The organism is Sphingomonas sp. SUN039 (assembly GCF_024758725.1).
GTDB lineage: Bacteria > Pseudomonadota > Alphaproteobacteria > Sphingomonadales > Sphingomonadaceae > Sphingomonas_O.
Genome location: NZ_CP096972.1, coordinates 2,695,579 through 2,716,972 on the forward strand (window position 1 = coordinate 2,695,579; position 21,394 = coordinate 2,716,972).

18 protein-coding genes and 2 tRNA genes are annotated in these 21,394 nt (G+C 67.1%); 8 read left to right on the top strand and 12 right to left on the bottom strand.

What is annotated here, in order from left to right:
• Positions 1 to 139: 139 nt before the first annotated feature.
• A tRNA-Gly gene (locus M0209_RS13200) sits at positions 140 to 214 on the top strand.
• A gap of 108 nt (positions 215 to 322) precedes the next feature.
• Here the strand turns inward: M0209_RS13200 and M0209_RS13205 are convergent.
• The 5 genes from M0209_RS13205 to hemC form a co-directional block, all read right to left on the bottom strand.
• A complete protein-coding gene (locus tag M0209_RS13205) occupies positions 323 to 718 on the bottom strand; it encodes a hypothetical protein (RefSeq protein WP_258888732.1) in 396 nt (131 codons plus the stop codon).
• 195 nt (positions 719 to 913) lie between these two features.
• The gene (gene pgl / locus M0209_RS13210) at positions 914 to 1,621 is read right to left on the bottom strand and encodes a 6-phosphogluconolactonase (protein ID WP_258888733.1); all 708 of its coding nucleotides are present in this window, start codon (positions 1,619 to 1,621) and stop codon (positions 914 to 916) included.
• A complete protein-coding gene (locus M0209_RS13215; RefSeq protein WP_258888734.1) occupies positions 1,618 to 2,484 on the bottom strand; it encodes a hypothetical protein in 867 nt (288 codons plus the stop codon). The genes pgl and M0209_RS13215 overlap by 4 nt, the downstream gene beginning before the upstream one ends.
• Positions 2,477 to 3,226, bottom strand: a complete 750-nt coding sequence (locus M0209_RS13220) for a uroporphyrinogen-III synthase (RefSeq protein WP_258888735.1) — start codon at positions 3,224 to 3,226, stop codon at positions 2,477 to 2,479. Before M0209_RS13220 ends, M0209_RS13215 begins: the two co-directional genes overlap by 8 nt.
• Positions 3,214 to 4,146 (bottom strand): hydroxymethylbilane synthase, encoded by a 933-nt coding sequence (gene hemC, locus M0209_RS13225; protein ID WP_258888736.1) that lies wholly within the window; start codon positions 4,144 to 4,146, stop codon positions 3,214 to 3,216. Before hemC ends, M0209_RS13220 begins: the two co-directional genes overlap by 13 nt.
• Before the next feature lie 27 nt (positions 4,147 to 4,173).
• On the opposite strand from hemC, the gene tsaD reads away from it, so the two are divergent.
• A complete protein-coding gene (gene tsaD / locus M0209_RS13230) occupies positions 4,174 to 5,220 on the top strand; it encodes a tRNA (adenosine(37)-N6)-threonylcarbamoyltransferase complex transferase subunit TsaD (protein WP_258888737.1) in 1,047 nt (348 codons plus the stop codon).
• The gene (locus M0209_RS13235) at positions 5,217 to 6,194 is read left to right on the top strand and encodes an NAD(P)H-dependent glycerol-3-phosphate dehydrogenase (protein ID WP_258888738.1); all 978 of its coding nucleotides are present in this window, start codon (positions 5,217 to 5,219) and stop codon (positions 6,192 to 6,194) included. The genes tsaD and M0209_RS13235 overlap by 4 nt, the downstream gene beginning before the upstream one ends.
• Before the next feature lie 5 nt (positions 6,195 to 6,199).
• On the opposite strand, the gene M0209_RS13240 is transcribed toward M0209_RS13235, so the two are convergent.
• Positions 6,200 to 6,367, bottom strand: coding sequence for a DUF1674 domain-containing protein (locus M0209_RS13240; RefSeq protein ID WP_258888739.1), 168 nt, complete (start codon positions 6,365 to 6,367; stop codon positions 6,200 to 6,202).
• A gap of 26 nt (positions 6,368 to 6,393) precedes the next feature.
• Here M0209_RS13240 and M0209_RS13245 point away from each other — a divergent pair, with 26 nt between their 5' ends.
• The 4 genes from M0209_RS13245 (at position 6,394) to purH (ending at position 11,984) form a co-directional block, all read left to right on the top strand.
• Positions 6,394 to 7,620 carry an RsmB/NOP family class I SAM-dependent RNA methyltransferase gene (locus M0209_RS13245; RefSeq protein WP_258888740.1) on the top strand — a complete coding sequence of 409 codons (1,227 nt, stop codon included), beginning with the start codon at positions 6,394 to 6,396 and terminating at the stop codon, positions 7,618 to 7,620.
• A 259-nt stretch (positions 7,621 to 7,879) separates the two neighbouring features.
• On the top strand, positions 7,880 to 8,557 hold the full coding sequence (gene rpe / locus M0209_RS13250) for a ribulose-phosphate 3-epimerase (protein ID WP_258888741.1): 678 nt from the start codon (positions 7,880 to 7,882) through the stop codon (positions 8,555 to 8,557).
• A complete protein-coding gene (locus tag M0209_RS13255) occupies positions 8,554 to 10,299 on the top strand; it encodes a heparinase II/III family protein (protein ID WP_258888742.1) in 1,746 nt (581 codons plus the stop codon). Before rpe ends, M0209_RS13255 begins: the two co-directional genes overlap by 4 nt.
• 113 nt (positions 10,300 to 10,412) lie before the next feature.
• Positions 10,413 to 11,984: a bifunctional phosphoribosylaminoimidazolecarboxamide formyltransferase/IMP cyclohydrolase gene (gene purH, locus M0209_RS13260; RefSeq protein ID WP_258888743.1), complete on the top strand. Its 1,572-nt coding sequence runs from the start codon at positions 10,413 to 10,415 to the stop codon at positions 11,982 to 11,984.
• On the opposite strand, the gene M0209_RS13265 is transcribed toward purH, so the two are convergent.
• From M0209_RS13265 to M0209_RS13280, 4 genes are all read right to left on the bottom strand, one after another.
• Positions 11,985 to 12,767 carry a ferredoxin--NADP reductase gene (locus tag M0209_RS13265; protein ID WP_258888744.1) on the bottom strand — a complete coding sequence of 261 codons (783 nt, stop codon included), beginning with the start codon at positions 12,765 to 12,767 and terminating at the stop codon, positions 11,985 to 11,987.
• 35 nt (positions 12,768 to 12,802) lie between these two features.
• Positions 12,803 to 14,284: a lipopolysaccharide biosynthesis protein gene (locus tag M0209_RS13270; RefSeq protein ID WP_258888745.1), complete on the bottom strand. Its 1,482-nt coding sequence runs from the start codon at positions 14,282 to 14,284 to the stop codon at positions 12,803 to 12,805.
• The gene (gene polA / locus M0209_RS13275; protein WP_258888746.1) at positions 14,281 to 17,055 is read right to left on the bottom strand and encodes a DNA polymerase I; all 2,775 of its coding nucleotides are present in this window, start codon (positions 17,053 to 17,055) and stop codon (positions 14,281 to 14,283) included. Before polA ends, M0209_RS13270 begins: the two co-directional genes overlap by 4 nt.
• A gap of 80 nt (positions 17,056 to 17,135) precedes the next feature.
• A complete protein-coding gene (locus M0209_RS13280; protein ID WP_258888747.1) occupies positions 17,136 to 17,891 on the bottom strand; it encodes a DUF1134 domain-containing protein in 756 nt (251 codons plus the stop codon).
• Between the two features lie 178 nt (positions 17,892 to 18,069).
• On the opposite strand from M0209_RS13280, the gene M0209_RS13285 reads away from it, so the two are divergent.
• Positions 18,070 to 18,161 (top strand) — tRNA-Ser (locus M0209_RS13285).
• A gap of 45 nt (positions 18,162 to 18,206) precedes the next feature.
• Here M0209_RS13285 and M0209_RS13290 read toward each other — a convergent pair.
• Positions 18,207 to 20,048, bottom strand: a complete 1,842-nt coding sequence (locus M0209_RS13290) for an alpha/beta fold hydrolase (RefSeq protein ID WP_258888748.1) — start codon at positions 20,046 to 20,048, stop codon at positions 18,207 to 18,209.
• Between the two features lie 65 nt (positions 20,049 to 20,113).
• Positions 20,114 to 21,394: a sugar MFS transporter gene (locus tag M0209_RS13295; RefSeq protein ID WP_258888749.1), complete on the bottom strand. Its 1,281-nt coding sequence runs from the start codon at positions 21,392 to 21,394 to the stop codon at positions 20,114 to 20,116.

The window sequence follows — 21,394 nt, forward strand, 5'->3', positions numbered from 1 at the left end:
TCTCCGAATCCCTGCGCCCTTATGTGGGGAGAAAAGGCGATATGCCAAGGGGATTGCGCGGGCGCGCGACTGCCGCTATCAGCCGCGCCCTACCCGACGGGCAGCGCGACATTGCGCGGTCCGGTCACACGACGCCAGAGCGGGCGTAGCTCAGGGGTAGAGCACGACCTTGCCAAGGTCGGGGTCGAGGGTTCGAATCCCTTCGCCCGCTCCAGCGCGCCGTGCGCGCACAATTTAACGAAGTTAAGTTGCCGACGCACAAGCGCGGCCGGCGGCGCTAAGCGCCGACCGACGAAGACACGGGCTTTGCCCGTGGCCATTTCTAAATGCCGTCAGTGTCATTATCTTGCCAGACATCAACCTTATGTTCGATGTCATTCAGCAATGCCGCGAGTACTGTTGATACCCGCACAGGGTTAATGACCGTAATTACTTCAACATCGGGAACGTACCGAAAGCTCAGCTCGCGATGGGACTGACTTAGACCGGCAACCAGCCTGTCCGTCGACTCCCTGTCAGTCGGCTGGAAACCACTCTCTTGGGCAAGCTTATAGCAGTCATCGAGGCGGTGACCCGCCTTACGAAGCACTGATTCGTCTCGTCCGGAGCGAAGAATGACTGCTTTGAAAGCTAGCTCAACCGCAAAACCGGCCAGCAGGTAGAATGGCATAGCGGGCGCTTGATCACCGGCGATCAGCGACGGCAGCAGCAGCTTCATAGCGTAGGTATATGACTTGGAGGCCGCGAAGAGATTTGCTGAACTGGTCGGCAAGGCGCTTCCCCACGTTGCTAATACCAATTGGTCCCGCCGTGGCAAAGCCACGTCGTCGGTCCTCGCTCTAGCGAGGCCGTCCGGGAGCGCGTGTGCTGACTTACGCTGCGCTGGTCAGCACCGGCGTGCGGCACGCACGCCTCACGCGCTCCAATGAATATCAACCGCCAAATCCGAATCCCCCAGCACCCGCCCGATCGGCACCGAACTCCCCGGCCCCTCGGCAATCGCGCGCTCCAAAACTGCCCGCTTGTCCGCGCCCGTTATCGCCATCGTCAGCGACCGCGCCGACAGGATCGCCGCTTTCGACAAAGTCACCCGTGCCACCGGCGCCTCCTGCGGCATCGGATCGGGCATCACGCCCAGCGCGCGCCTCTCCTTCGGCCCGTTCAGGGCCTCGTCGAGGTCGGGTCCGGCAAAGATCGACGCGGTATGCCCGTCCGCGCCCATGCCCAGCCACACCAGATCGAGCGGGAACGGCAAGTCGGCCAGGCGCGCATCCGCCGCACGGCCCGCCGCCCTGTAATCGCTCGCCTTTTCCGACGTCAGCGGCACCACGCGCGCACCGAGCGGCAGGAATTTCTTCGCCAGCATCGCCACGTTCGACAAAGGCGAGGTCACCTCGACCAGCCGGTCGTCGGTCGGGATGATCGTCACATCCTTCCACTTGCGCTTTTGCGCGGCGAGCAGGTCGAGCGCCGCAATCGGCGTCTTGCCGCCGGGTAGCGCGATCAGCGCCGAGCCGCGCGCGTCGAGCGCCGAATCGATGATGAAGCCGATATCGCCCGCAATCGCCTCGGCCAGTTCGTCGGTGTCGTCATAGTCCCACCATTCGGCTTCGATCGTCATTGCGGCGTGGTTCCTGTGGTTGCGGGGGAAACGGATTGCGGTGCGGTCAACGCTGCCGCCTCGAGAATGTCGAGCGCGCGGTGCGCCTCGCTATAACGCCGCGCCGCTGCCATCCAGTCGGTGGCGGCCGCGCGCGACGGCAGGCGCGCAATCTCGGCAAGCGCAGTATCGGCCTGTCCGCCGTCGAGCGCGAGACGCGCGCGCGCGAGGCGGTCGTCGGCGGCGGGCGAGGGCGAGGACGCTTTGCGGACGACGAACAGGCCGCCCATGGTCCGCTGGATGGCGCTGCCCCAGCTTTCGTCGGGGCCGCCCCCCGCCAGCGACGGGGCGAGTGCGTCGAGTTGCTGGCGGAGCATGTCGAGCGTCACGGGAGCCTGTGCCGCCGAGATGATCGCGGCGACCGCGCGGGGCTGGCTCTCGGCAAAGCGTTCGCGCAATTGCCCCTCAAGATAGCCGAGGCCGACACCGCGATCGATCGCGCGGCGGACGGCAAAGGCGATCAGCAGCCCTTCGGCACGCGCGGCGTTGTTTGACGCGTTGGCGGCTTGCGCGTCGATCTGGGCGAGCCGCGCCTCAAGACCGGCAACCCGCGATTCGGTGACCGCGACGGCTTCGGGCGTCACGGGTGCGGCGGGGACCGAAGTCAGCGTGGCAACTGGTGCCGGCGCGGGTGCGGTCGTCAGCGGGCGGGTCGTCGGGCTGGCGGTCGTCGCGGGCACGATCAGGCGGCGCGCCGGTTCCCATTGGGTGAGCGCCCAAGTCACCGCCACCGCGCCGATCACGAACGCGAGCAGCGCGACGATCAGCGCATTGCGGAACGGGCGCGGTCGGCGTTCGGCCGTTTCATAGCTGTCGTCAGTCATGGTGTTCGACCTGTTCGCTGCTTGCCGCCGCTTCGCACACAAGGGCCAGAGTTGCCAGCATCGCGTGTTCACGGGGGATGTCGGCGATGTGGACCGCCGCCCAACCCGACCCACAGGCAGCAGCGGCAGCGGGGCTGATCGCGACGATCCGGATGCTTGCCCGGTCGGATGTCAGTGCGGCGAGGCGGCTGCCCGTGCGCGGGGAGTGGACAAGGGCGATGTCGGCGTTGAGCGGCGCGGAGGGGGTTAAGACGCGGGATTCGTAAACGGTGACGACGGTCATGCTCGCCTCGGTTGGAATCGAACGGTGATCGCTGCCGGTGAGGTGGAGAATTTGGACAAGGGACTGTCCCCTTGGGGACTGTCCCCTTTTCGCTTGGGGAGGGACAGTCCCCAAGGGGACAGTCCCTTGTTCTGCTTGGACGACAAGATCTGCTAAATCCGCTGCGTCGCCTAACCCTATACGCACATCGCCGAATCCGACTGCCCGTGCGGCTTCCCCGGTCGCCTCGCCGACCGCAAACAGCGGCAGATGCGTGAAGTGCGCCAGTCCCGCACCACCATGCCGCGCCGCATTGGCGCTGGTCATGACGACCGCATCGAAAATGGCAGGGTCGGGCGCTTCCCATGCCAGCGGCACAATCTCGAACAACGGGACGACGACCGGCTCCAGACCCATCGCCGCCACTGCTTCCGCCGTTGCCTCATTGCCCGGCGCGGGTCGGACGATCAGGACGCGCACGAAAAAAGCGCAGCCAGCCCGGGCGATGCGCCGTCGAGCAGTTCGGCTGCCAGCCGTGCGGGTGCATCGGTGTCGCCGACCACAAACTCTTTTGCCCCGCCGCGATGCTCTGCCCCGTCCTCGGTCAGGATTTCTGCCCGCAGATGGATGAGCTCGCCGTCAAAGCGCGCCAGCACCCCGACCGGCGAATGACAACTGCCGCCGAGCGCCGCGAGCAGCGCGCGCTCCGCAGCGACACAGGCGTGCGTCGCACCGTGGTCGATCGCCGTCAGATACTGGCGCGTGGTCGCGTCGTCGCTCCGGCACTCGATGCCGACCGCGCCCTGCGCGACCGCAGGCAGCATCGCGTCGATATCGACTGCCGCGCCGACACCCGGATGCCCCAGCCGGTCGAGGCCCGCCGCCGCCAGCATCGTCGCATCGGCCTCGCCATTTTCCACCCGCGTGATGCGGGTCGCCACATTGCCGCGGAACGAGACGATCTTCAGGTCGGGCCGCAGTCGTCGCAATTGCGCCGCACGACGCGGGCTGGCGGTGCCGATGACCGCGCCCTGCCGCAGCGCGTCGATACTGTCCGCCCCGATCAGCCGGTCGCGGACATCGGCACGTTCGAGCATCGCCACCAGCGCGATCCCCTCGGGCCGGATCGTCTCGACATCCTTCATCGAATGGACGCTGGCATCGGTGCGCCCCTCGATCAGCGCGCGGTCGAGCGTTTTGGTCCACAGCGCCTTGCCGCCGATTTCGGCGAGCGGGCGGTCCTGGATGGTGTCACCGTCGGTCGTGATCGTGACGATCTCGACATCGTCGTCGGTCCAGCCATGCGCGGCAACGAGCGCGGCGCGGGTCATATGGGCCTGGGCGAGCGCAAGCGGCGAGCCGCGCGTGCCTAATCGTAGTTTCGGGGAACTGGCAGTCATGTCGCCGCTCGTGCTAGCGGAGCGCGCGTGTCGTGCAAGTCCCCCCTCATTCTCGGTATCGAATCGAGCTGCGACGAGACTGCCGCTGCCGTCATTACCGGCGACCGGCAGATATTGTCGCACCGGCTGGCGGGGCAGGAGCGCGAACACGCCCCCTATGGTGGCGTCGTCCCTGAAATCGCGGCGCGCGCGCACGTCGAGGCGGTGATGCCACTGGTCGAGGCGGCGCTGGCCGATGCGAAGCTGACGCTTGCTGATCTGGACGCGATTGCCGCAACGGCAGGGCCGGGACTGATCGGCGGCGTGATGGTCGGGCTGGTGACCGCCAAGGCGCTCGCCCATGCGGCGAACAAGCCCCTGATCGCGGTCAACCATCTCGAGGGGCATGCGCTGTCCCCACGCCTGACCGACCCCGATCTCGAATTCCCCTACCTGCTGCTGCTGGTCTCAGGCGGGCATTGCCAGTTGCTCAGCGTCGATGGCGTCGGGCGCTACCGTCGGCTGGCAACGACGATCGACGATGCGGCAGGCGAAGCGTTCGACAAGACGGCGAAATTGCTCGGTCTCGGCTTCCCCGGCGGACCCGCCGTCGAGCGCGCGGCGGCGGAGGGCGAACCCAAGGCGGTGCCGCTGCCGCGCCCGCTGTTCGGGTCGCCCGAACCGCATTTCTCGTTCGCAGGTCTCAAAAGCGCTGTTTTGCGCGCGCGCGATGCCGGAACCCACCGCCCGCAGGACATTGCCGCGAGTTTTCAGGCGGCGGTCGTCGATTGCCTGATCGACCGCACCCGCCGCGCCATCGAGCGTGCACCGGAAGCCACCGCGCTCGTCGTCGCGGGCGGCGTTGCCGCAAATACCGCAATCCGCGCGGCGCTTGCCGCACTGGCGGGTGACAATGGGTTGCGCTTCGTGGCACCGCCGCTGTGGCTGTGCACCGACAATGCCGCGATGATCGGCTGGGCCGGGGCGGAACGGTTCGCGCTAGGCCTGACCGACGGCCTCGACGTGGCGGCACGCCCGCGCTGGCCGCTCGACCCGGCAGCCGAAACCGTCCGTGGCGCAGGAGTGAAAGCATGAGAATAGGCGTCATCGGTGCAGGCGCATGGGGCACGGCGCTGGCGCAACTGGCGGCGGCGGACGGCGAGCCCGTCCTGCTATGGGCACGCGAGCCCGAGGTCATCAGTGCCGTCAATCTGGCGCACGAGAACCGGCTGTTCCTGCCCGGCATCCCTCTGTCGCCGTCGATCGAGGCGACGACCGATCCCGGCCGGATGGATGCCTGCGACGCCATTCTCGTCGCCGCGCCCGCGCAATATGTCGCCCGCGTGCTCGCCCGCACGCCCGTCGGCCCGCGCGCGCTGGTGCTGTGTGCCAAGGGGATCGAGGCCTCGACCGGGCGGCTGATGACCGAAGTGGCAAGCACGCTCCACCCGCGTGCGCCGATTGCGGTCTTGTCCGGCCCGACCTTCGCCGCCGAGGTCGCCAACGGCAAGCCGACCGCCGTCACGCTGGCGACCACAGACGACCAGACCGGCCGCGCGCTGATCCAGCGCCTCGCCCGCCCGCATTTCCGGCCCTATCTTTCCGACGACATTATCGGCGCGGAGATCGGCGGGGCGGTCAAGAATGTGATCGCCATTGCCTGCGGCATCGTCGCGGGGCTGGGGCTGGGCGAGAACGCGCGCGCTGCGCTGATCGCGCGCGGTTTTGCCGAGATGACCCGGTTCGGCGTGGCGCGGGGCGGTCGGGCCGACACGATGGCGGGATTGTCGGGGCTGGGCGATCTGGTGCTGACCTGTTCATCGACCCAGTCGCGCAACTTCACGCTCGGCAAGGCACTGGGCGAAGGGGCGCGCGCCGACACGTTGATCGGGGTCGGCACAAGCGTTGCGGAAGGGGCATTCACCGCACCGGTGCTCGCCCGGGAAGCGTACCGGCTGGGCGTCGACATGCCGGTTGTCGAGGCCGTGCGCGCCATGATCGAGGACGGACGCAGCGCGCGCGAAGTGGTGGCTGCGCTGCTGGCAAGACCGTTGCGGGGCGAGGGGTGACGCCTTCAGAAATCCCAGGCGATGCCCTTGGCTTCCCAATCGCCATAACGCGTGGGTTCGTGCCCCTTGGGACCGCCATACTCAACGGCGGGTTTGGGTTCTTCGGGGACCGGCACCGGCGGGCTTTTCGACAGATAAGCGGGCGCGCGGACATGATCGGGGCGTTTCGACATGGGGGCAGATATAGGTGAGCGACCCCATGGCTGAAACCCCCGCCGGAACAGCGACCGGACTCCCCGCGCGCCGCGCCGCGATGGGGATGATCGACGCGGTGCTGCGGCGCGGCCAGCGGTTCGACGCGCTCCCCGCGCACGGGCTCGCGCCATCCGACGAAGGGCTGGCGCGCGCGATTGCGGGCGAGGTTTTCCGCCGCCTGCCCGATCTCGACGCGCTGATCGATTCGGCGACGGCGCAGCCGCTGCCCGGCGATGCCAAGGCGCGCACCGTATTGCGGATCGCGCTCGTCCAGACGCTCGTCCTCGGCACGCCACCCCACGCCGCCATCGCGACCGCCTTGCCGATGGTCGAAGGCGGACCGAAGCGGCTGGTCCACGGCGTGTTCGGCACGCTGATGCGGCGAGGGAGCCTGCTGCCCGAAGTCCCGACCCTGCCCGAAGCGGTTCGCCAGCGCTGGGGGGCCGCATGGGGCTATGCGATGCTCGGCGATGCGGCCCGTGCGCTGGCCGTGCCGCCGCCGCTCGACCTGACCCTGCGCGACCTCAATGAAGACGGCGGCGTCGGCGGCGAGGACATCGGGACCGGCCAACGCCGCCTGCCGCGCGGGCACAATGTTGCTGACTTGCCGGGCTATGCGGAGGGCCACTGGTGGGTACAAAACCTGTCCGCCGCCATCCCCGCATGCCTGCTGGGACCAGGCAACGGCCGCACCGTGCTCGACCTGTGCGCGGCTCCCGGGGGCAAGACGATGCAGCTCGCCGCTGCGGGCTGGAACGTCATCGCCGTCGAACAGCATGCCAAACGCGCCGAACGGCTCCGCGAAAATCTGGCACGAACGAAGCTGGCCGCCGACATCCAAATCGGCGATGTCATGACATGGGTGCCCGCTGCGCCTGCCGATGCCATCCTGCTCGACGCGCCGTGCAGCGCGACCGGCATCTTCGCGCGCCACCCCGATGTCCTCCACCGCATCGGACCCAAGGACATCGCCGCGCTCGCCGGGCTCCAGACGCGCATGCTCGCCCGCGCCGCCGACTGGCTCGCACCCGGCGGGCGGCTGGTCTACGCGACCTGCTCGCTCGAACCCGAAGAGGGCGAAAAGATCGTTACGGCGAGCAATCTGGTCATCGATCCGGTCGGCGCGCACGAACTCCCCCCCGGCGTCGTCCCCGCCCCCGAAGGCTGGGTCCGCATCCTGCCGGTGCCGGGGCGTGACGGATTCTTCATGGCGCGTTTGCGACGGCCCTGAAGGATGGGAAGAAGGGTTTAACGCGAAGGCGCAAAGAAGAAGGAAAGACGCAAAGATTTTGGCTCTTGCCACGTCTTTCCCGCGCCAGCGGGCATTCACCCGTGGTCATGCGGGCGATTATGATTGCCGCTTCGCGGGATGACGCAGGCAGTGCGCTTTCGTCGCGCCTTCCCTTCTTCTTTGCGCCTTCGCGTTAAACCCCTTCTCCCTACGCCACCCGCTTGCCCCCCCCCATTCGGCTGACTAAGGCCTTGCACCCATGTCCCATCCCGTCCGCATCGCCCCGTCGATTCTGAGCGCCGATTTCGCGCGGCTGGGGGAGGAGGTTCGCGCCATTGAGGCTGCCGGGGCCGACTGGGTGCATGTCGATGTCATGGACGGGCATTTCGTGCCCAATATCACGATCGGGCCGATGGTCGTGAAGGCGCTGCGCCCGCACACCACGCTTCTGCTCGATGTCCATCTGATGATCTCACCGGTCGACACTTTCCTCGACGCCTTTGCCGAGGCGGGGGCCGATGTCATCACCTTTCATCCCGAGGCGGGGCCGCACGCGCACCGCACCGTTCAGCGCATCAAGGCGCTCGGCAAGCTGGCGGGGGTCTCGCTCAACCCCGCTACGCCGGCCAAGATGCTCGATTATCTCATCGACGAGATCGACCTCGTCCTCGTCATGAGCGTCAATCCCGGCTTCGGCGGACAGAGTTTCATCGAAAGCCAGCTCAGGAAGATTTCCGCCATCCGCAAGATGATCGACGCAAGCGGGCGCGACATCCGGCTCGAGGTCGATGGCGGCGTCGATGACGGTAACATCGCACGCATCGTTGCCGCCGGTGCCGATGTGCTCGTTGCCGGGACCGCGACATTCAAGGGCGGACCGGACCACTACGCCACCAATATTGCGGGCCTCAAAGCCGGGGCACTGGCTGCGGGATGAGCGACCGCGACCCGAGCGAATTCCTGACCGACGAGGCCGCCGCAATCCAGATCGAATCGGGCAAGCGGCTGGTACGCGCGGGCGACCGGGGCCTGTCGCTCGGCGAACGGCTGACGGGCGCGCTCTACCGGCTGACGTGGCGCACCCCGTTGCACGGCCTGCGTCTCAACGGGCGCTATCCGTTGAAACTGCTTGCCGTCCCCGAAGACCCGGTCGCGGGCAATCCCGAGGCCGGTCGGCAGCTCGTAGAGGGGCTGATGGTCCGGGGTCGCGAGCGCCTCGCGCTGGCCGATGTCGATTTTACCGGCACCGGCGCCTCGCCCGCGCTGGCGACCCACATCGAACGCTTCGCCTGGCTGCGCGATCTGGCGGCGGGGGTAAGCCGTACCGAAGGTGCCGAAATCGCCGAGGCATTGATGCGCGTCTGGCTCGACTGCCACGGTACGCAAGTTACCGATCCCGCCTGGTCGCCCGACCGGGTCGGCTGGCGCATGCTGTTCTGGGCGGCACACGCGCCGCTGATCCTGTCATCGACCGACCTCGTTTACCGCAGCGCCGTGCTCAATACGCTGGCACGCGGCGCGCGGCATCTCGACCGGGGGGCGGATCGCGCGCCCGCCGGGATCGCCCGCATTGCCGCCTGGAGCGGTGTGGTTGCAGCAGGACTGCTGATCCCCGGCGGCGATCCACGTCGCGCGTTCGGCGAAACAGGGCTGGGTAAAGCGCTGGCAACCGGCATCAGTGCCGATGGCGGGATCGTCACCCGCGCACCTGCCGATCAGGTCGATCTGGTCGAGCTGTTGTCGATGCTGGCCGCGGTCTATGACGTTCGCCGGGTCGAGATGCCCGCAGGCGTGCAGGACGCGCTCAGCCGCGCGGTTGCTGCGCTCATCGGCGTGCAGATGGGCGATAGCGCGCTGTCGAGCTGGCAGGGCGCAGGACCGATTTCGGCCGCGCGGATCGATGCGGTGGTCACGGCATCGCGCGTCCGCACCCGTCCGCTGCGCCAGGCCCGCGATTGGGGCTATCAGCGCATGGCGGGCGGTCAGACCGTTGTCGTCGCCGACATGGCTCCGCCCCCGCCGAGCCGCATTGCCAAGGGCGGCTGCGCCTCCACGCTCGCATTCGAACTTTCCGACGGCGCACAGCGCCTGATCGTCAATTGCGGCAATACCGGCGGCACCAGCGTCATTCCTGCCGACCTTGCCAAGGCGCTGCGGACGACGGCGGCGCATTCGACGCTGACCCTGGGCGACAGCAATTCGACCGCGATCCATGCCGACGGAACATTGGGTGCCGGCGTCGGCTCGGTCGAAGTCGATCGCGAGGAGCTTGAAGGCGGCAGCCGGATCGACGCCAGTCACGATGGCTATGCGCGCCGCTTCGGGCTGATCCACAAGCGCACACTGGCGCTGTCGGCCAGCGGGCGCGAGTTGCGCGGCGAGGATGCGCTGCTCCCTGCCCCCAAACGCCGCAAGGTCGCGACCTCCGCGTTCGCGATCCGCTTTCACCTCGCACCCGGTGTCGAAGTCACCCCGACCGCCGACGGCCAGGCCGCGTTGCTCCGCATCGCGCAAGGGCCGCTGTGGCAGTTCCGCTGTCGCGGCGGCAAGCTGTCGGTCGAGGATTCGCTCTGGGTCGATGCCGACGGGCGGCCGCATGCCACGCAGCAGTTCGTGATCGAGGGCGAAGCCCCGGCGGGCGGCACGAGCGTGGCGTGGCTGCTGAAACGGGCGGGGTAACCCAAAGGAACGCGTCGGCCCGGACTCGATCCGGGCCTAGGCTGCCTTCGTCGTGAAGCCAGCCAAGAGGAAGCCAAGCCCCGGATCAAGTCTGAGGCGACGAAGGAAGAAAAGTGACGACGGTTAAAATCAAACGCGCGCTACTCTCGGTCTCCGACAAGACCGGCCTCGTCGAACTGGGCCATTCGCTCGCCGCCCATGGCGTCGAGCTCGTCTCCACCGGCGGCACCGCCAAGACGCTCCGTGACGCCGGGCTGACCGTCCGCGACGTCTCCGACCTGACCGGTTTTCCCGAAATGATGGACGGGCGAGTCAAGACTCTGCACCCGACCGTGCACGGCGGGCTACTCGCGGTGCGCGACAATCCCGAGCATGTCGCCGCGATGGAGGCGCATGGCATCGGGCCCATCGATCTGGTCGTGGTGAACCTTTACCCGTTTGCCCAGACCGTGACGCGCGGTGCCGAACGCGACGAAGTAATCGAAAATATCGACATCGGCGGCCCTTCGATGGTCCGTTCGGCAGCGAAGAACCATGCGAGCGTCGCCATTGTGACCGACCCGGCTGACTATTCCGCTGTCGCAAGCGGCGAAACCACGCTCGACCAGCGCAAGCGGTTTGCGGCCAAGGCCTATGCCCTGACCGCGCAATATGACGCGACCATCGCGTCATGGTTCGCCTTTGCCGACCAGGGCGAGATGTTCCCCGAAAAGGTCAGCATCCCGATGCGGCTCGACCAGGAATTGCGCTACGGCGAGAACCCGCACCAGCGCGCGGCGCTTTATGTGCCCGCTGGACCAGCCACCAAAGGAATCGCGCAGGCCGAACAGGTCCAGGGCAAGGCGCTCAGCTACAACAACTATAACGACGCCGACGCCGCGCTCGAACTGGTGTCGGAATTTCGGGGCGACGCGCCTGCGGTCGTTATCGTCAAGCACGCCAATCCGTGCGGCGTCGCCAGCGCGGCGACGTTACTCGACGCCTATCGCGCCGCCTTTGCCTGCGACACCGTCTCCGCGTTCGGCGGGATCATCGCCTGCAACCGGCCGCTCGACGGCCCGACGGCGGCGGCGATTGCCGAGATTTTCACTGAAGTGGTGGTCGCACCTGACGCCGACGAAGCCGCGCGCGCTGTGTTCGCGCGCAAGAAGAATTTGCGGCTGTTGCTGACGGGCGACCTTCCCGATTCTCAAAGACCGGGACTGACGCTCAAGTCGATTGCGGGCGGCTTCCTGCTGCAATCGCGCGATACCGGCGTGCTGGGCGACGACATGCTGAAGGTCGTGACAAAGCGCCAGCCGACCGCACAGGAACTGCGCGACGCGCGCTTTGCCTGGACGGTCGCCAAGCATGTCAAATCGAACGCGATTGTCTACGCCAAGGACGGCGCGACGGCAGGCATCGGCGCCGGGCAGATGAACCGCCTCGAATCGGCGCGCATCGCCGCATGGAAGGCGAAAGATGCCGCGGAGAAGGCGGGCTGGGCGACACCACTCACTATCGGCTCGTCGGTCGCTTCGGACGCATTCTTTCCCTTCGCCGACGGGTTACTCGCGGCAGTCGAAGCGGGCGCGACCTGCGTGATCCAGCCCGGCGGCTCGATCCGCGACGACGAAGTGATCGCAGCGGCAGACGCGGCGGGGCTGGCAATGATCTTCACCGGCATGCGGCATTTCCGGCACTGATCAGCCGACGAAAGCGCGCTCGATCACATAATGGCCGGGATGCGAGTGAGCTCCCTCGATGAAGCCCCTTGCCTCAAAGCGCGCGGCGAAATCGCGGATCATCGCCATCGATCCGCACATCATGATGCGGTCGGTTTCGGGATCGAACTTCGCTGGGCCGTCGAGACCTTCGAACAGCTTCCCCGATTCCATCACATCGCCGATGCGGCCACGCGTGTGGAAGTCGTCGCGGGTTACGGTCGGGACATAGTGCAATCGCTCGACCGCCAATTCGCCGACCAATGGATCGTCGGCCAGTCGCGCCTCCAGCACGTCGCGATACGCCAGATCGACGACCTGCCGCACCGAATGCACGATCACCAGCTGGTTGAAACGGTCGTAGATATCCGGTTCGCGCGCCACGCTCATGAACGGGGCAAGGCCAGTCCCCGTCGCCAGCATGAACAGGCGTTTGCCGGGCAGCAGCGCGTCGGCGACCAGGCTGCCGGTCGGTTTCTTGCCGAGCAATACCTGATCGCCCGGCACGATCTTTTGCAGGCGCGAGGTCAGCGGGCCGTCGGGCACCTTGATCGACAGGAACTCGATTTCCTCGTCCCAAGTCGGCGACGCCATCGAATAGGCGCGCAGCAGCGGCTTTTCGCCGTTCATCAGGCCGAGCATCACGAACTCCCCCGCGTTGAAGCGGAACGACGGCGGACGCGTCAGACGGAAGCTGAACAGATAATCGTCCCAGTGTCGGACCGAGGTCACGGTTTCGCTGCTGAGGTTCGCGGGCACGATCACGCGCCCACTATGCGCGGGCGGCTGCACCCATGCAATCAGCCGGGATCGCGCGCCGTCCGCTGGAACAAGGCGCGGTCCTCGGGCTCGAAGGCGAACCGCCAGATGATCCAGAGGTAGATCGCGAGCATCGACGGAATGCCGATCAGGATTTCGCTCCATTCGGGCGTGCCGGTGGCAATCCCGCCGATGGCAGCGGCGACCGCGGCGGCGGCCAGCATCGGCCAGCGGAGGATGACGATCGGTGCCCCGAGTTCGCGCGCCGCCAGCCACGCCTTGGCGACCGCGCCGACACCGATCGAGATCGCCAGCGCAACCGCCGGCCCCATCGCCATCCAGACCGCCGGCCACCCCTCTGCCTTCGCCAGCAGAATGAAAGCAAACGACAATCCGATCTGCAGCCCCAGCGCGGTCAGCGAAATCGCCAGATTGCGGTAGCGCGCGATATAGACGAGCGCCGATTCGCTGACGACAGCGAGCGCCGCCAAGACTTCGGCGAGCAGGAGCATCGCGAGGATGCCGTTGCCCCCGACGAACACCCCGGCCTTGCCGATCAGGCCCATGATCGCCGCCCCCGGGATACCGAGCGCCAGCGCAATTCCGAGCTGCGCGGCGACGATCCAGAACCCCGCGCGACAGATAGCCGCCGCCACAGCGCGCCGGTCGCCCAGTTCCAGGTTGCGCGTAATGACCGGCCCCAGCACCGGATCGAAGCTCGTCTTCAGCTTTTGCGGCAGTGAGGCGAGCTGCTGCGCGACATAATAGATGCCGACAACAGCCGGCCCCACGAACAGCCCCAGAATCGCGACATCGACACGGCGCGACCCCCATTCGATCGCATCGGACGCGGCGAGCGGGAGGTTGCGGCGCACCAGCTTTCGCAGCGCATAGGAACTTGGCACCCATTTGCGCGGCCAACCGTAGCTCCGCACGAACGGCACCAGCGCCGCGCCGAACGCACCGACCATCGACAGGGCATAGGACACCAGCAACCCGTCCTTGAGCGACCAGAACGACAGCACCGCCGCCGCTATGCTGAGCGTCCAGGGCTCGACCAGCGCCCGCGCGCGCACCGTTGCCGCGACATCGAAGCGATAGGCAAGCGCCGCGAGCATGATCTCGGTCGCGGCAATGACGAACACCAGCCCGCCCATCATCCGGTCGAGGCCGCGGATCGCGCTGTTCGGGAACATCGCCTGTGGAAAGCTGACGAGCAGCGCCGTGAATATCGCCGAGGCCGCCAGCACGACGAGCAGCGCGTCCCAGGCGATGTGCGCCGCGTCGCGATCTTCATTGGTCAGCTGCAGCGCCAGCCCGCGCTTGAGTCCGAGTGTCGCAAGCTGGGCCGCAAACTCGATGACGATGACGGTATAGGCAAGTCGCCCCAGCGCCTCGGGTCCGTAGATGCGCCCGGCGATGAACAGGAACGGGATGCGCGCGGCAAGACGCAGCAAAAACCCGAAAACATTGGTTTTCCCGCCCTTCGCCAGCGCCGCGAGGTCGGCGCTCGAATCGGTCAATGCGCCGCGCCCCAGCTCATGCCCGTACCGATCTCGACGTCGAGCGGCACGTCGAGTTTCACCAGCGGCTCGGCAGCGCCCGACATGACGGCGCGGATGACGTCGCTCGCCGCCGCGACCTGCGCCTCGGGTAGTTCGAACACCAGTTCGTCATGGACCGTCAGCAGCATCCGCACATCGGGCAGCCCTGCCGCGACGAGCGCGGGCGTCATCCGGACCATCGCGCGCTTGATGATGTCGGCGCTGGTGCCCTGGATCGGCGCGTTGATTGCGGCGCGCTCGGCACCTTGGCGCTCGTGCTGAACCTTCGAATCGATGTTGGTGAACCAGACTTTCCGCCCGAACAGCGTGCTGGTGAATCCGGTTTCCTTCACATGCTGCAACGTCTCGGCGATGTAGCGGTTGATGCCCGGGAAGCGCTCGAAATAACGGTCGATCAGCGCCTGCGCCTCGTCCGCCGTCGTCCCCATGCGCCCGGCCAACCCCCAGCGCGAGATGCCGTAGAGGATCGAGAAGTTGATCGTCTTCGCTTTGCCGCGCGTGTCGCGGTTGACCTCGCCGAACAGTTCCTCGGCGGTCAGGCTGTGGATGTCGTCGCCATTCGCAAACGCTGCCTTCAATGCGGGCACATCGGCCATATGCGCGGCGAGGCGCAGCTCGATCTGCGAATAATCGGCGCTGAGCAGGACATTGCCCGGTTCCGCCACGAACGCATCGCGGATGCGGCGTCCGGCCTCGGTGCGGACGGGGATATTTTGCAGATTGGGGTCGTTCGACGACAGCCGCCCGGTTTGCGCGCCGACCAGGCTGTAGCTGGTGTGGACGCGCCCCGTCGCCGGATTGATCTGTGCCTGCAGCGCGTCGGTATAGGTCGATTTGAGTTTCGAAACCTGCCGCCAATCGAGCACCTTGCGCGCTACTTCGACGCCTTCGCCCGCCAGCCGTTCGAGTTCGTTGACATCGGTCGAATAAGCGCCGGTCTTGCCCTTGCGCCCACCCTTCAGGCCCATGCGGTCGAACAACACCTGCCCCAATTGCACCGGGCTGCCGACCTGGAACGGCCCGCCGGCCGCCGCATGGATTTCGCCTTCGAGCCGAACCATATCGTGCGCGAATTCGGCGGACAGTTTCGCCAGTTCCTCGCGGTCGACCTTGATGCCGTGACGCTCCATTTCGCCGATCACGGCAACGAGCGGGCGGTCGACGCGCTCATACACGACGGTCGCCGCCTCGCGCGACAGGCGCGGCTTGAAACGGTGGTAGAGCCGGAGCGTCACATCGGCGTCCTCGGCGGCATAGCGCGTCGCGTCGCGCAACGGCACCTGGTCGAAGCTGATCTGCGCCTTTCCCTTGCCGCACACCTCGGCAAAGGCGATGCATTTATGGCCGAGGTGAAGCGACGCCAGCTCGTCCATCGAATGGTTGAACTGCTTGCCCGCGTCGAGCGCGAAACTCATCAGCAGCGTATCGTCATAGGGCGCGACGGCAATCCCGTGACGCGCCAATATCGTCATGTCGTATTTGGCGTTGTGCGCCACCTTCAGCACCGACGGGTCTTCGAGCAATGTCTTCAGCCGCGCGACCGCCGCGTCGAACGGGGCCTGCTCCGGCCGTTCGGCAAACATGTCGGTGCCACCATGCGCGAGCGGGACATAGCAAGCGCGTCCCGGCGTCACGCACAGGCTGAACCCGATCAGCCGCGCCTGCGTCGCATCGAGGCCGTCGGTTTCGGTGTCGAAGGCGACCAGCCCGGCCGTGCGCGCCGTCTCGATCCACTGGTCGAGCCGTTCCAGCGTCGTTACGCAGTCATAGCTGTCGAGATCGAACGGCGTGGTATCGACCGGCAGTTCGGCGTCGGCGTCGGCGCGCGCCGCCGTGCCGCCGTTGCCGCTCGGGATGGCACTCGCCCCGCCGACTTTGGCGAGCAGCGACTTGAACCCGTGGTGCGACAGGAACGCGCGCAGCGGTTCTTCGGGAATGCCCTTCAGCACCAGATCGTCGAGCGGTTCGGGCAGATCGACCCCGCATTCGAGTTCGACCAGCCGCCGCGACAACCGCGCCATGTCGGCATGTTCGATGAGGTTGTCGCGCAACTTCCCCGGCTTCATCGCGGATGCCGCCGCCAGCACTGCCTCGAGATCGCCATGCTCGACGATCAGCTTCGATGCCGTCTTGGGGCCGACGCCGGGGACGCCGGGCACGTTGTCGACGCTGTCGCCCATCAACGCCAGCACATCGCCCAGCCGTTCGGGGCCGACGCCGAATTTCTCGACGACATAGTCCGGCCCGATGCGCCGGTTGTTCATCGTGTCGAGCAAATCCACCCCCGGCTCGATCAGCTGCATCAAGTCCTTGTCGGAGGAAACGATTGTGACCTGCCAACCCTTTGCCAGTGCCGCTTTGGTGTAACAGCCGATGATGTCGTCGGCTTCGAGCCCTTCGGTCTCGATGCACGGGATCGAGAACGCGCGGGTCGCATCGCGGATCATCGGAAACTGCGGGACCAGATCTTCGGGCGGCGGCGGGCGGTGCGCCTTATACTGGTCGTACATGTCGTTGCGGAACGTCTTCGACGACGCATCGAGAATGACGGCCATATGCGTCGGGCCATCGGCAGCCGTCAGGTCCGCTGCCAGTTTCCACAGCATCGTCGTATAGCCGTACACCGCGCCGACCGGTTCGCCCCGGATATTGGTCAGCGGCGGCAGGCGGTGGTAAGCGCGGAAAATATAGCCCGAGCCGTCGACAAGATAGAGGTGGTTGGCAGTCATCTGCGGGGCGGTTTAGCGGCGGGGAGGCACGCGGGCTAGTGCGGTGTCGCACCGCCGCGACGACTGCGCCGCCCGCAAGCTCAGAACGGCAGCCAGCGGCTCTTTTCGCTGAACTTCATATAGCCGATATTGACGCCCAGCCGCGCCCCGACGCCGAGCCGCACCGGGATCAGCACGACGCTGCCGCGCCGCAGATAGGTCGCCGAAAAACCGCCGACGAAATAGGCGCGGCCCTCGGCCTGCGGATAGCGTTTGTAGAGATCCTGGCTGTCGTAGAGATTATAGACGAGTGTGAAGACCTTGGTCGCGTCGCCGCCCGCGTCGAAGCCGATCGACGGCCCGGTCCAGTATACCGGGCGCTCGCCCTCGACCGAATGCTTCATCGTGCCCGAGCCGTAGCGCAAGCCCACGACCAGCGCGAGCGCGGCCTCGCGTCCCGCGATATAGGCATTGGGCTCGCCCTGGTCGGCAAGAATGCGCTCGATGATCCCGGCGAGACCCGCCGCACCCTTGCCGAACACGCCCTCGGCGGCACCGATCAGGTCGTCCTTGTGATAGGTCGGCGTCTTTTGCGTCGCCAGCGTCGAGGCGGGCGGTGCAGCCATATTCGAGGGCACGGCCGGCGGCGTCGACAGCGGCATGTCGGTGGGTTGCGACGGGGCGGGTGCCGTCGGAGTCGCGGGCGGATTGACCGCCGTACCCCGCTCGCCGGGGAGCGGGGCGACATCGTTTTGTGCGGCCGCCGTATTGGGATCGATGGTTTTGACCTGCGCGACGGCAGGGGCGGCGATGACGGCCAGTGCCGCGATCAGCCATCCGGCCAGGTTCCTGTACATTCGACGCCCCTTTCGCGGACACAGCTCGAGCGCCTTAGAATCGATGCTACCTGTCGCTGCAATGAATCGCGCGGTGACCCGAGTCGATTTCGCGGCGGAACGAAAGCACGTCACGGGCCGGTCGCGGCGGTTGATCGCTTCCCTGCCGCTCGCTATAGGCCGTCGCTCGCTGCCAGCCGGAGACGTGGGTGAGTGGCTGAAACCAACGGTTTGCTAAACCGTCGTAGCGGGTAACCGCTACCGCGAGTTCGAATCTCGCCGTCTCCGCCAGCCGCCCGTCGCGATCACGCCGACCGGCCCCCTCCATTCGACTCTTCACGATTGCACCCACAGGCTCTGCAGTCGGCGGACGATCTGTGCGCTGTGCGTCGCGTGCAGGAACCGACCGCCATCGGGTTCAATGACAAAAGCGCAACCCGGCAATCGCCCCAGCCAATAATCGCGCGCGTCCTCCGCAAAGTACAACGGGTCTTGCGCGCCGCTCATCACCGTCCAGTTGGTGCCATCGGCAAGGACCGGCAGCGGCAGGCGTGCGCCCTGGGCGGCATGCTCCATGACGAAGCCGCGCATGCCGAGCGCCGACTGCCGTCCGCCCCGGACGAGCGCCGCCATTTCCGCCGGATCGTCGCAGACCGCCTGATCGATCGCCGATCCGCGCACGCTTTCGCGCATCATCCGCGCGATCTGGTCCGAACTGGTCCGCCGCGAGAGGATCGCGGCGAGCGGTTCGAGCATGGCCGGGGTGTCATAAACCCACCCCTTGGTCCGGCCCATCATGCCGCTGCGCGCACGGTCGAGTTCGACGGGCGGGTCGGGTCCGAGCAGGATGCCCCCGGCGATGCGCGTGCCGAGTTGCGATGCGGTGACCACCGCCGGTTGCGCGCCGCCGCGCGACAGGATCAGCGCGCGCGGGATATCGAGCGCATCGAGCACTGCCGCGACATCGCGGGCCGCCGCCGCCCAGATGTCGGTCCCGACTGAATCGGTCAGGCCATAGCCGGGTCGCTCGACGACAATCGCACGGATACCAGGCTCGCGCAGCGCGGCCAGCAACCGGGGCGACTGCGCCCGGCCGCCGGTCGTGGTATGAAACACGATTACGGGCATGCCGTCTGCGGGACCGTGATCGGACACGGCAATGCGTCCGCCCGTCGGACGCGGCACGAACCGTAGGGGGTCGCCGCTCGGACGACCGGGCAAATGGAAGACGACGTCGCAGGCGTCGGCCAGCCCCGCCAGCGCATCGACTTCTGCGACGATCCGGCTGAGATCGACGGCGCTCGACACGCCGCAGGCGGCATAAACTGCCTTGAGCGCAGCTTTGGTGCCGGCGGACGAAACGCCGACCCGAGCTGCGGCGGCGTTCCGCGTCGCACCGTTCGCGACCTCGCGGGCGAGACGGGCTTCACGCACCCGCAAACCGAACAGCTCGGCGAACAACGCTTCGGTATGCGCGGGCGGGGTGATGTCGCCCGCCGCCACCGACAGCGCATAACGGACGAGGTCGCTTTGCCGCGATGCGCCGGTCTTTCGCATCGCAGAGGCAACCAGCTTGCGCCCGGTTTCATAGGCGATGCCGACCCGCCCCGACGCCGCGCGCAATTCACCCTCGCTCGCCAACGCGCGCAACAGGCGGACCTCGGACGCGGTCAACGCATAGGCCTTGGCCGCCGCCGCCCAGCTGTCGTCGCCCGGGCTGAACGCGAGCACGACATGCGAAGCGCGCCCTGCTTCCACCGCCGCGGCAACTTCGGGCGCGACCGGCCAGCGGCGCGCGCTGGCCGCCCGCGCGGCGGCAATCGCGACCGGGCGGCCATTGCGCCCGTCGGCAATCGCCGCCACCCGGGGGTCGTCGGTCAGCTCGCTCAGGATGCGCGCGATCAGGTCCGAATCGTGCAGCCAGTCGGCAAAACGTGCGTCGGCGACGACAATGCTGCCGTCGCGCTGCGCCGCAGCCGAGGCGAACGCATCCGAATGCAGGTCGGCAACGGTCCCGGCCGCTGTCGCGCCGCCCTCGGCAATCAGCGCGGCGAGCTCGCCGGGATAATGGTCGATGGCCGCGCCGAAACCTTCTGGGTCGTCGGCAAACGGGCGCAGCATCTCGCCATCGGCCTCCGCCCGACGCAGGGCTCCAAGGAAATCGAGCGCGCGATGCATGTGGCATGTGCCTATGCCGCCCCGGGGATTTGGCAATAGCCCCAAATGGGGCGGTTGCCGGTTCGCTAGGCCCGGTGGCGCGCCGCGTAGAGGCCGAAGGCGGCGATGATCGCGTAGCAGATCGCCGGAATGATGAGCGCCAGGCGCAGGCTGCCCAGGGCATCCGCCGCGAAGCCGGTCAGCGGCGGCACGACGGCCCCGCCGACGATGGCGACGTTGATGATGCCCGACCCGTCCGCCGCGCGGCTGCCCAGCCCTTCGCACGCCAAAGTGAAGATCGTCGGGAACATGATCGAGTTCATCAGGCCGATGGCGAGCAGGCTGTAGCCCGACACGATGCCGCTGGTGTTGGCGGAAATGAAGAGAAGCACGACGACCGCCGCCGCGTCGAACGCCAGCACCTTGCCCGGGCTGACCACGCGCAACACGGCAGACCCGATGAAACGACCGACCATTGCGCCGCCCCAATAGAGACTGACCATTGTTCCTGCGGCAGCGGCGGCCAGACCCATGACGCCCGGCTGCATCAGATAGTTCACGATCAACGAACCGATCGCGACTTCGCCGCCGACATAGAGAAAGATGCACAGCGACCCGAAGCCGAAGCGCGGGCGGTTGAGGAGGCTAAAGCCGCCGAACATCGACCCTTGTTCGTGTTGCTCGCCCTTCAGCGCGTTACGGAAAAGCCACACGACCCCTGCGACAGCGGCAAGCGCGATCGCGAGGCCCGCATAGGTCCGCACGATCGTCTGTGTCTCGGCAGTACGATAGGCGTCGAGCGCCGCGCCGGTCAGATCGGCGGCGCTGACATTGGCAAGGCTGCCGAGGATGAGCGCCGAACCGACGATGGGAAACACCGTCGTGCCGAGCGAATTGAACGCTTGGGCAAAGGTCAGGCGGCTGTGCACGGTCTTCGCCGGACCCAGCAGGCTGATCAGCGGGTTCGAGACGACCTGGACGATGACCACCCCACTCGCCAGCACGAACAGCGCGAGCAGAAAGACGCCATATACAGCGGTTTGCGAGGCCGGGATGAACAGCAGGCAGCCCACCATCATCGTCAGCAGGCCCGCCACCGCCGAACGCATGTAACCAAGCCGCTTGACCAGCGCCGCACCGGGCAGGCCGATGACGAAATAGGCGGCGAAGAACGCCGACTGCACCAGCATCGCCTGAAAATAGTTGAGCGTGAACAGCTCCTTCAGCTTGGGGATGATGACATCGTTGAGGCTGGTGATCCCGCCGAAGATGAAGAACAGCGCAAAGACGAAGAGCTGGAGACCCGGCGCGTTGACGCCCTGGTCGTCGCCCGGATGCGTCGTCGTTGCCGTTGCGCCCATTGCCAT

Coding starts and splice junctions, on each gene's coding strand:
- M0209_RS13205 (WP_258888732.1), bottom strand. CDS start 718: ATGAAGCTGCTGCTGCCGTCGCTGATCGCCGGTGATCAAGCGCCCGCT.
- pgl (WP_258888733.1), bottom strand. CDS start 1,621: ATGACGATCGAAGCCGAATGGTGGGACTATGACGACACCGACGAACTG.
- M0209_RS13215 (WP_258888734.1), bottom strand. CDS start 2,484: ATGACTGACGACAGCTATGAAACGGCCGAACGCCGACCGCGCCCGTTC.
- hemC (WP_258888736.1), bottom strand. CDS start 4,146: ATGACTGCCAGTTCCCCGAAACTACGATTAGGCACGCGCGGCTCGCCG.
- M0209_RS13235 (WP_258888738.1), top strand. CDS start 5,217: ATGAGAATAGGCGTCATCGGTGCAGGCGCATGGGGCACGGCGCTGGCG.
- M0209_RS13240 (WP_258888739.1), bottom strand. CDS start 6,367: ATGTCGAAACGCCCCGATCATGTCCGCGCGCCCGCTTATCTGTCGAAA.
- M0209_RS13245 (WP_258888740.1), top strand. CDS start 6,394: ATGGCTGAAACCCCCGCCGGAACAGCGACCGGACTCCCCGCGCGCCGC.
- rpe (WP_258888741.1), top strand. CDS start 7,880: ATGTCCCATCCCGTCCGCATCGCCCCGTCGATTCTGAGCGCCGATTTC.
- M0209_RS13255 (WP_258888742.1), top strand. CDS start 8,554: ATGAGCGACCGCGACCCGAGCGAATTCCTGACCGACGAGGCCGCCGCA.
- polA (WP_258888746.1), bottom strand. CDS start 17,055: ATGACTGCCAACCACCTCTATCTTGTCGACGGCTCGGGCTATATTTTC.
- M0209_RS13280 (WP_258888747.1), bottom strand. CDS start 17,891: ATGTACAGGAACCTGGCCGGATGGCTGATCGCGGCACTGGCCGTCATC.
- M0209_RS13290 (WP_258888748.1), bottom strand. CDS start 20,048: ATGCATCGCGCGCTCGATTTCCTTGGAGCCCTGCGTCGGGCGGAGGCC.
- M0209_RS13295 (WP_258888749.1), bottom strand. CDS start 21,394: ATGGCAATGGGCGCAACGGCAACGACGACGCATCCGGGCGACGACCAG.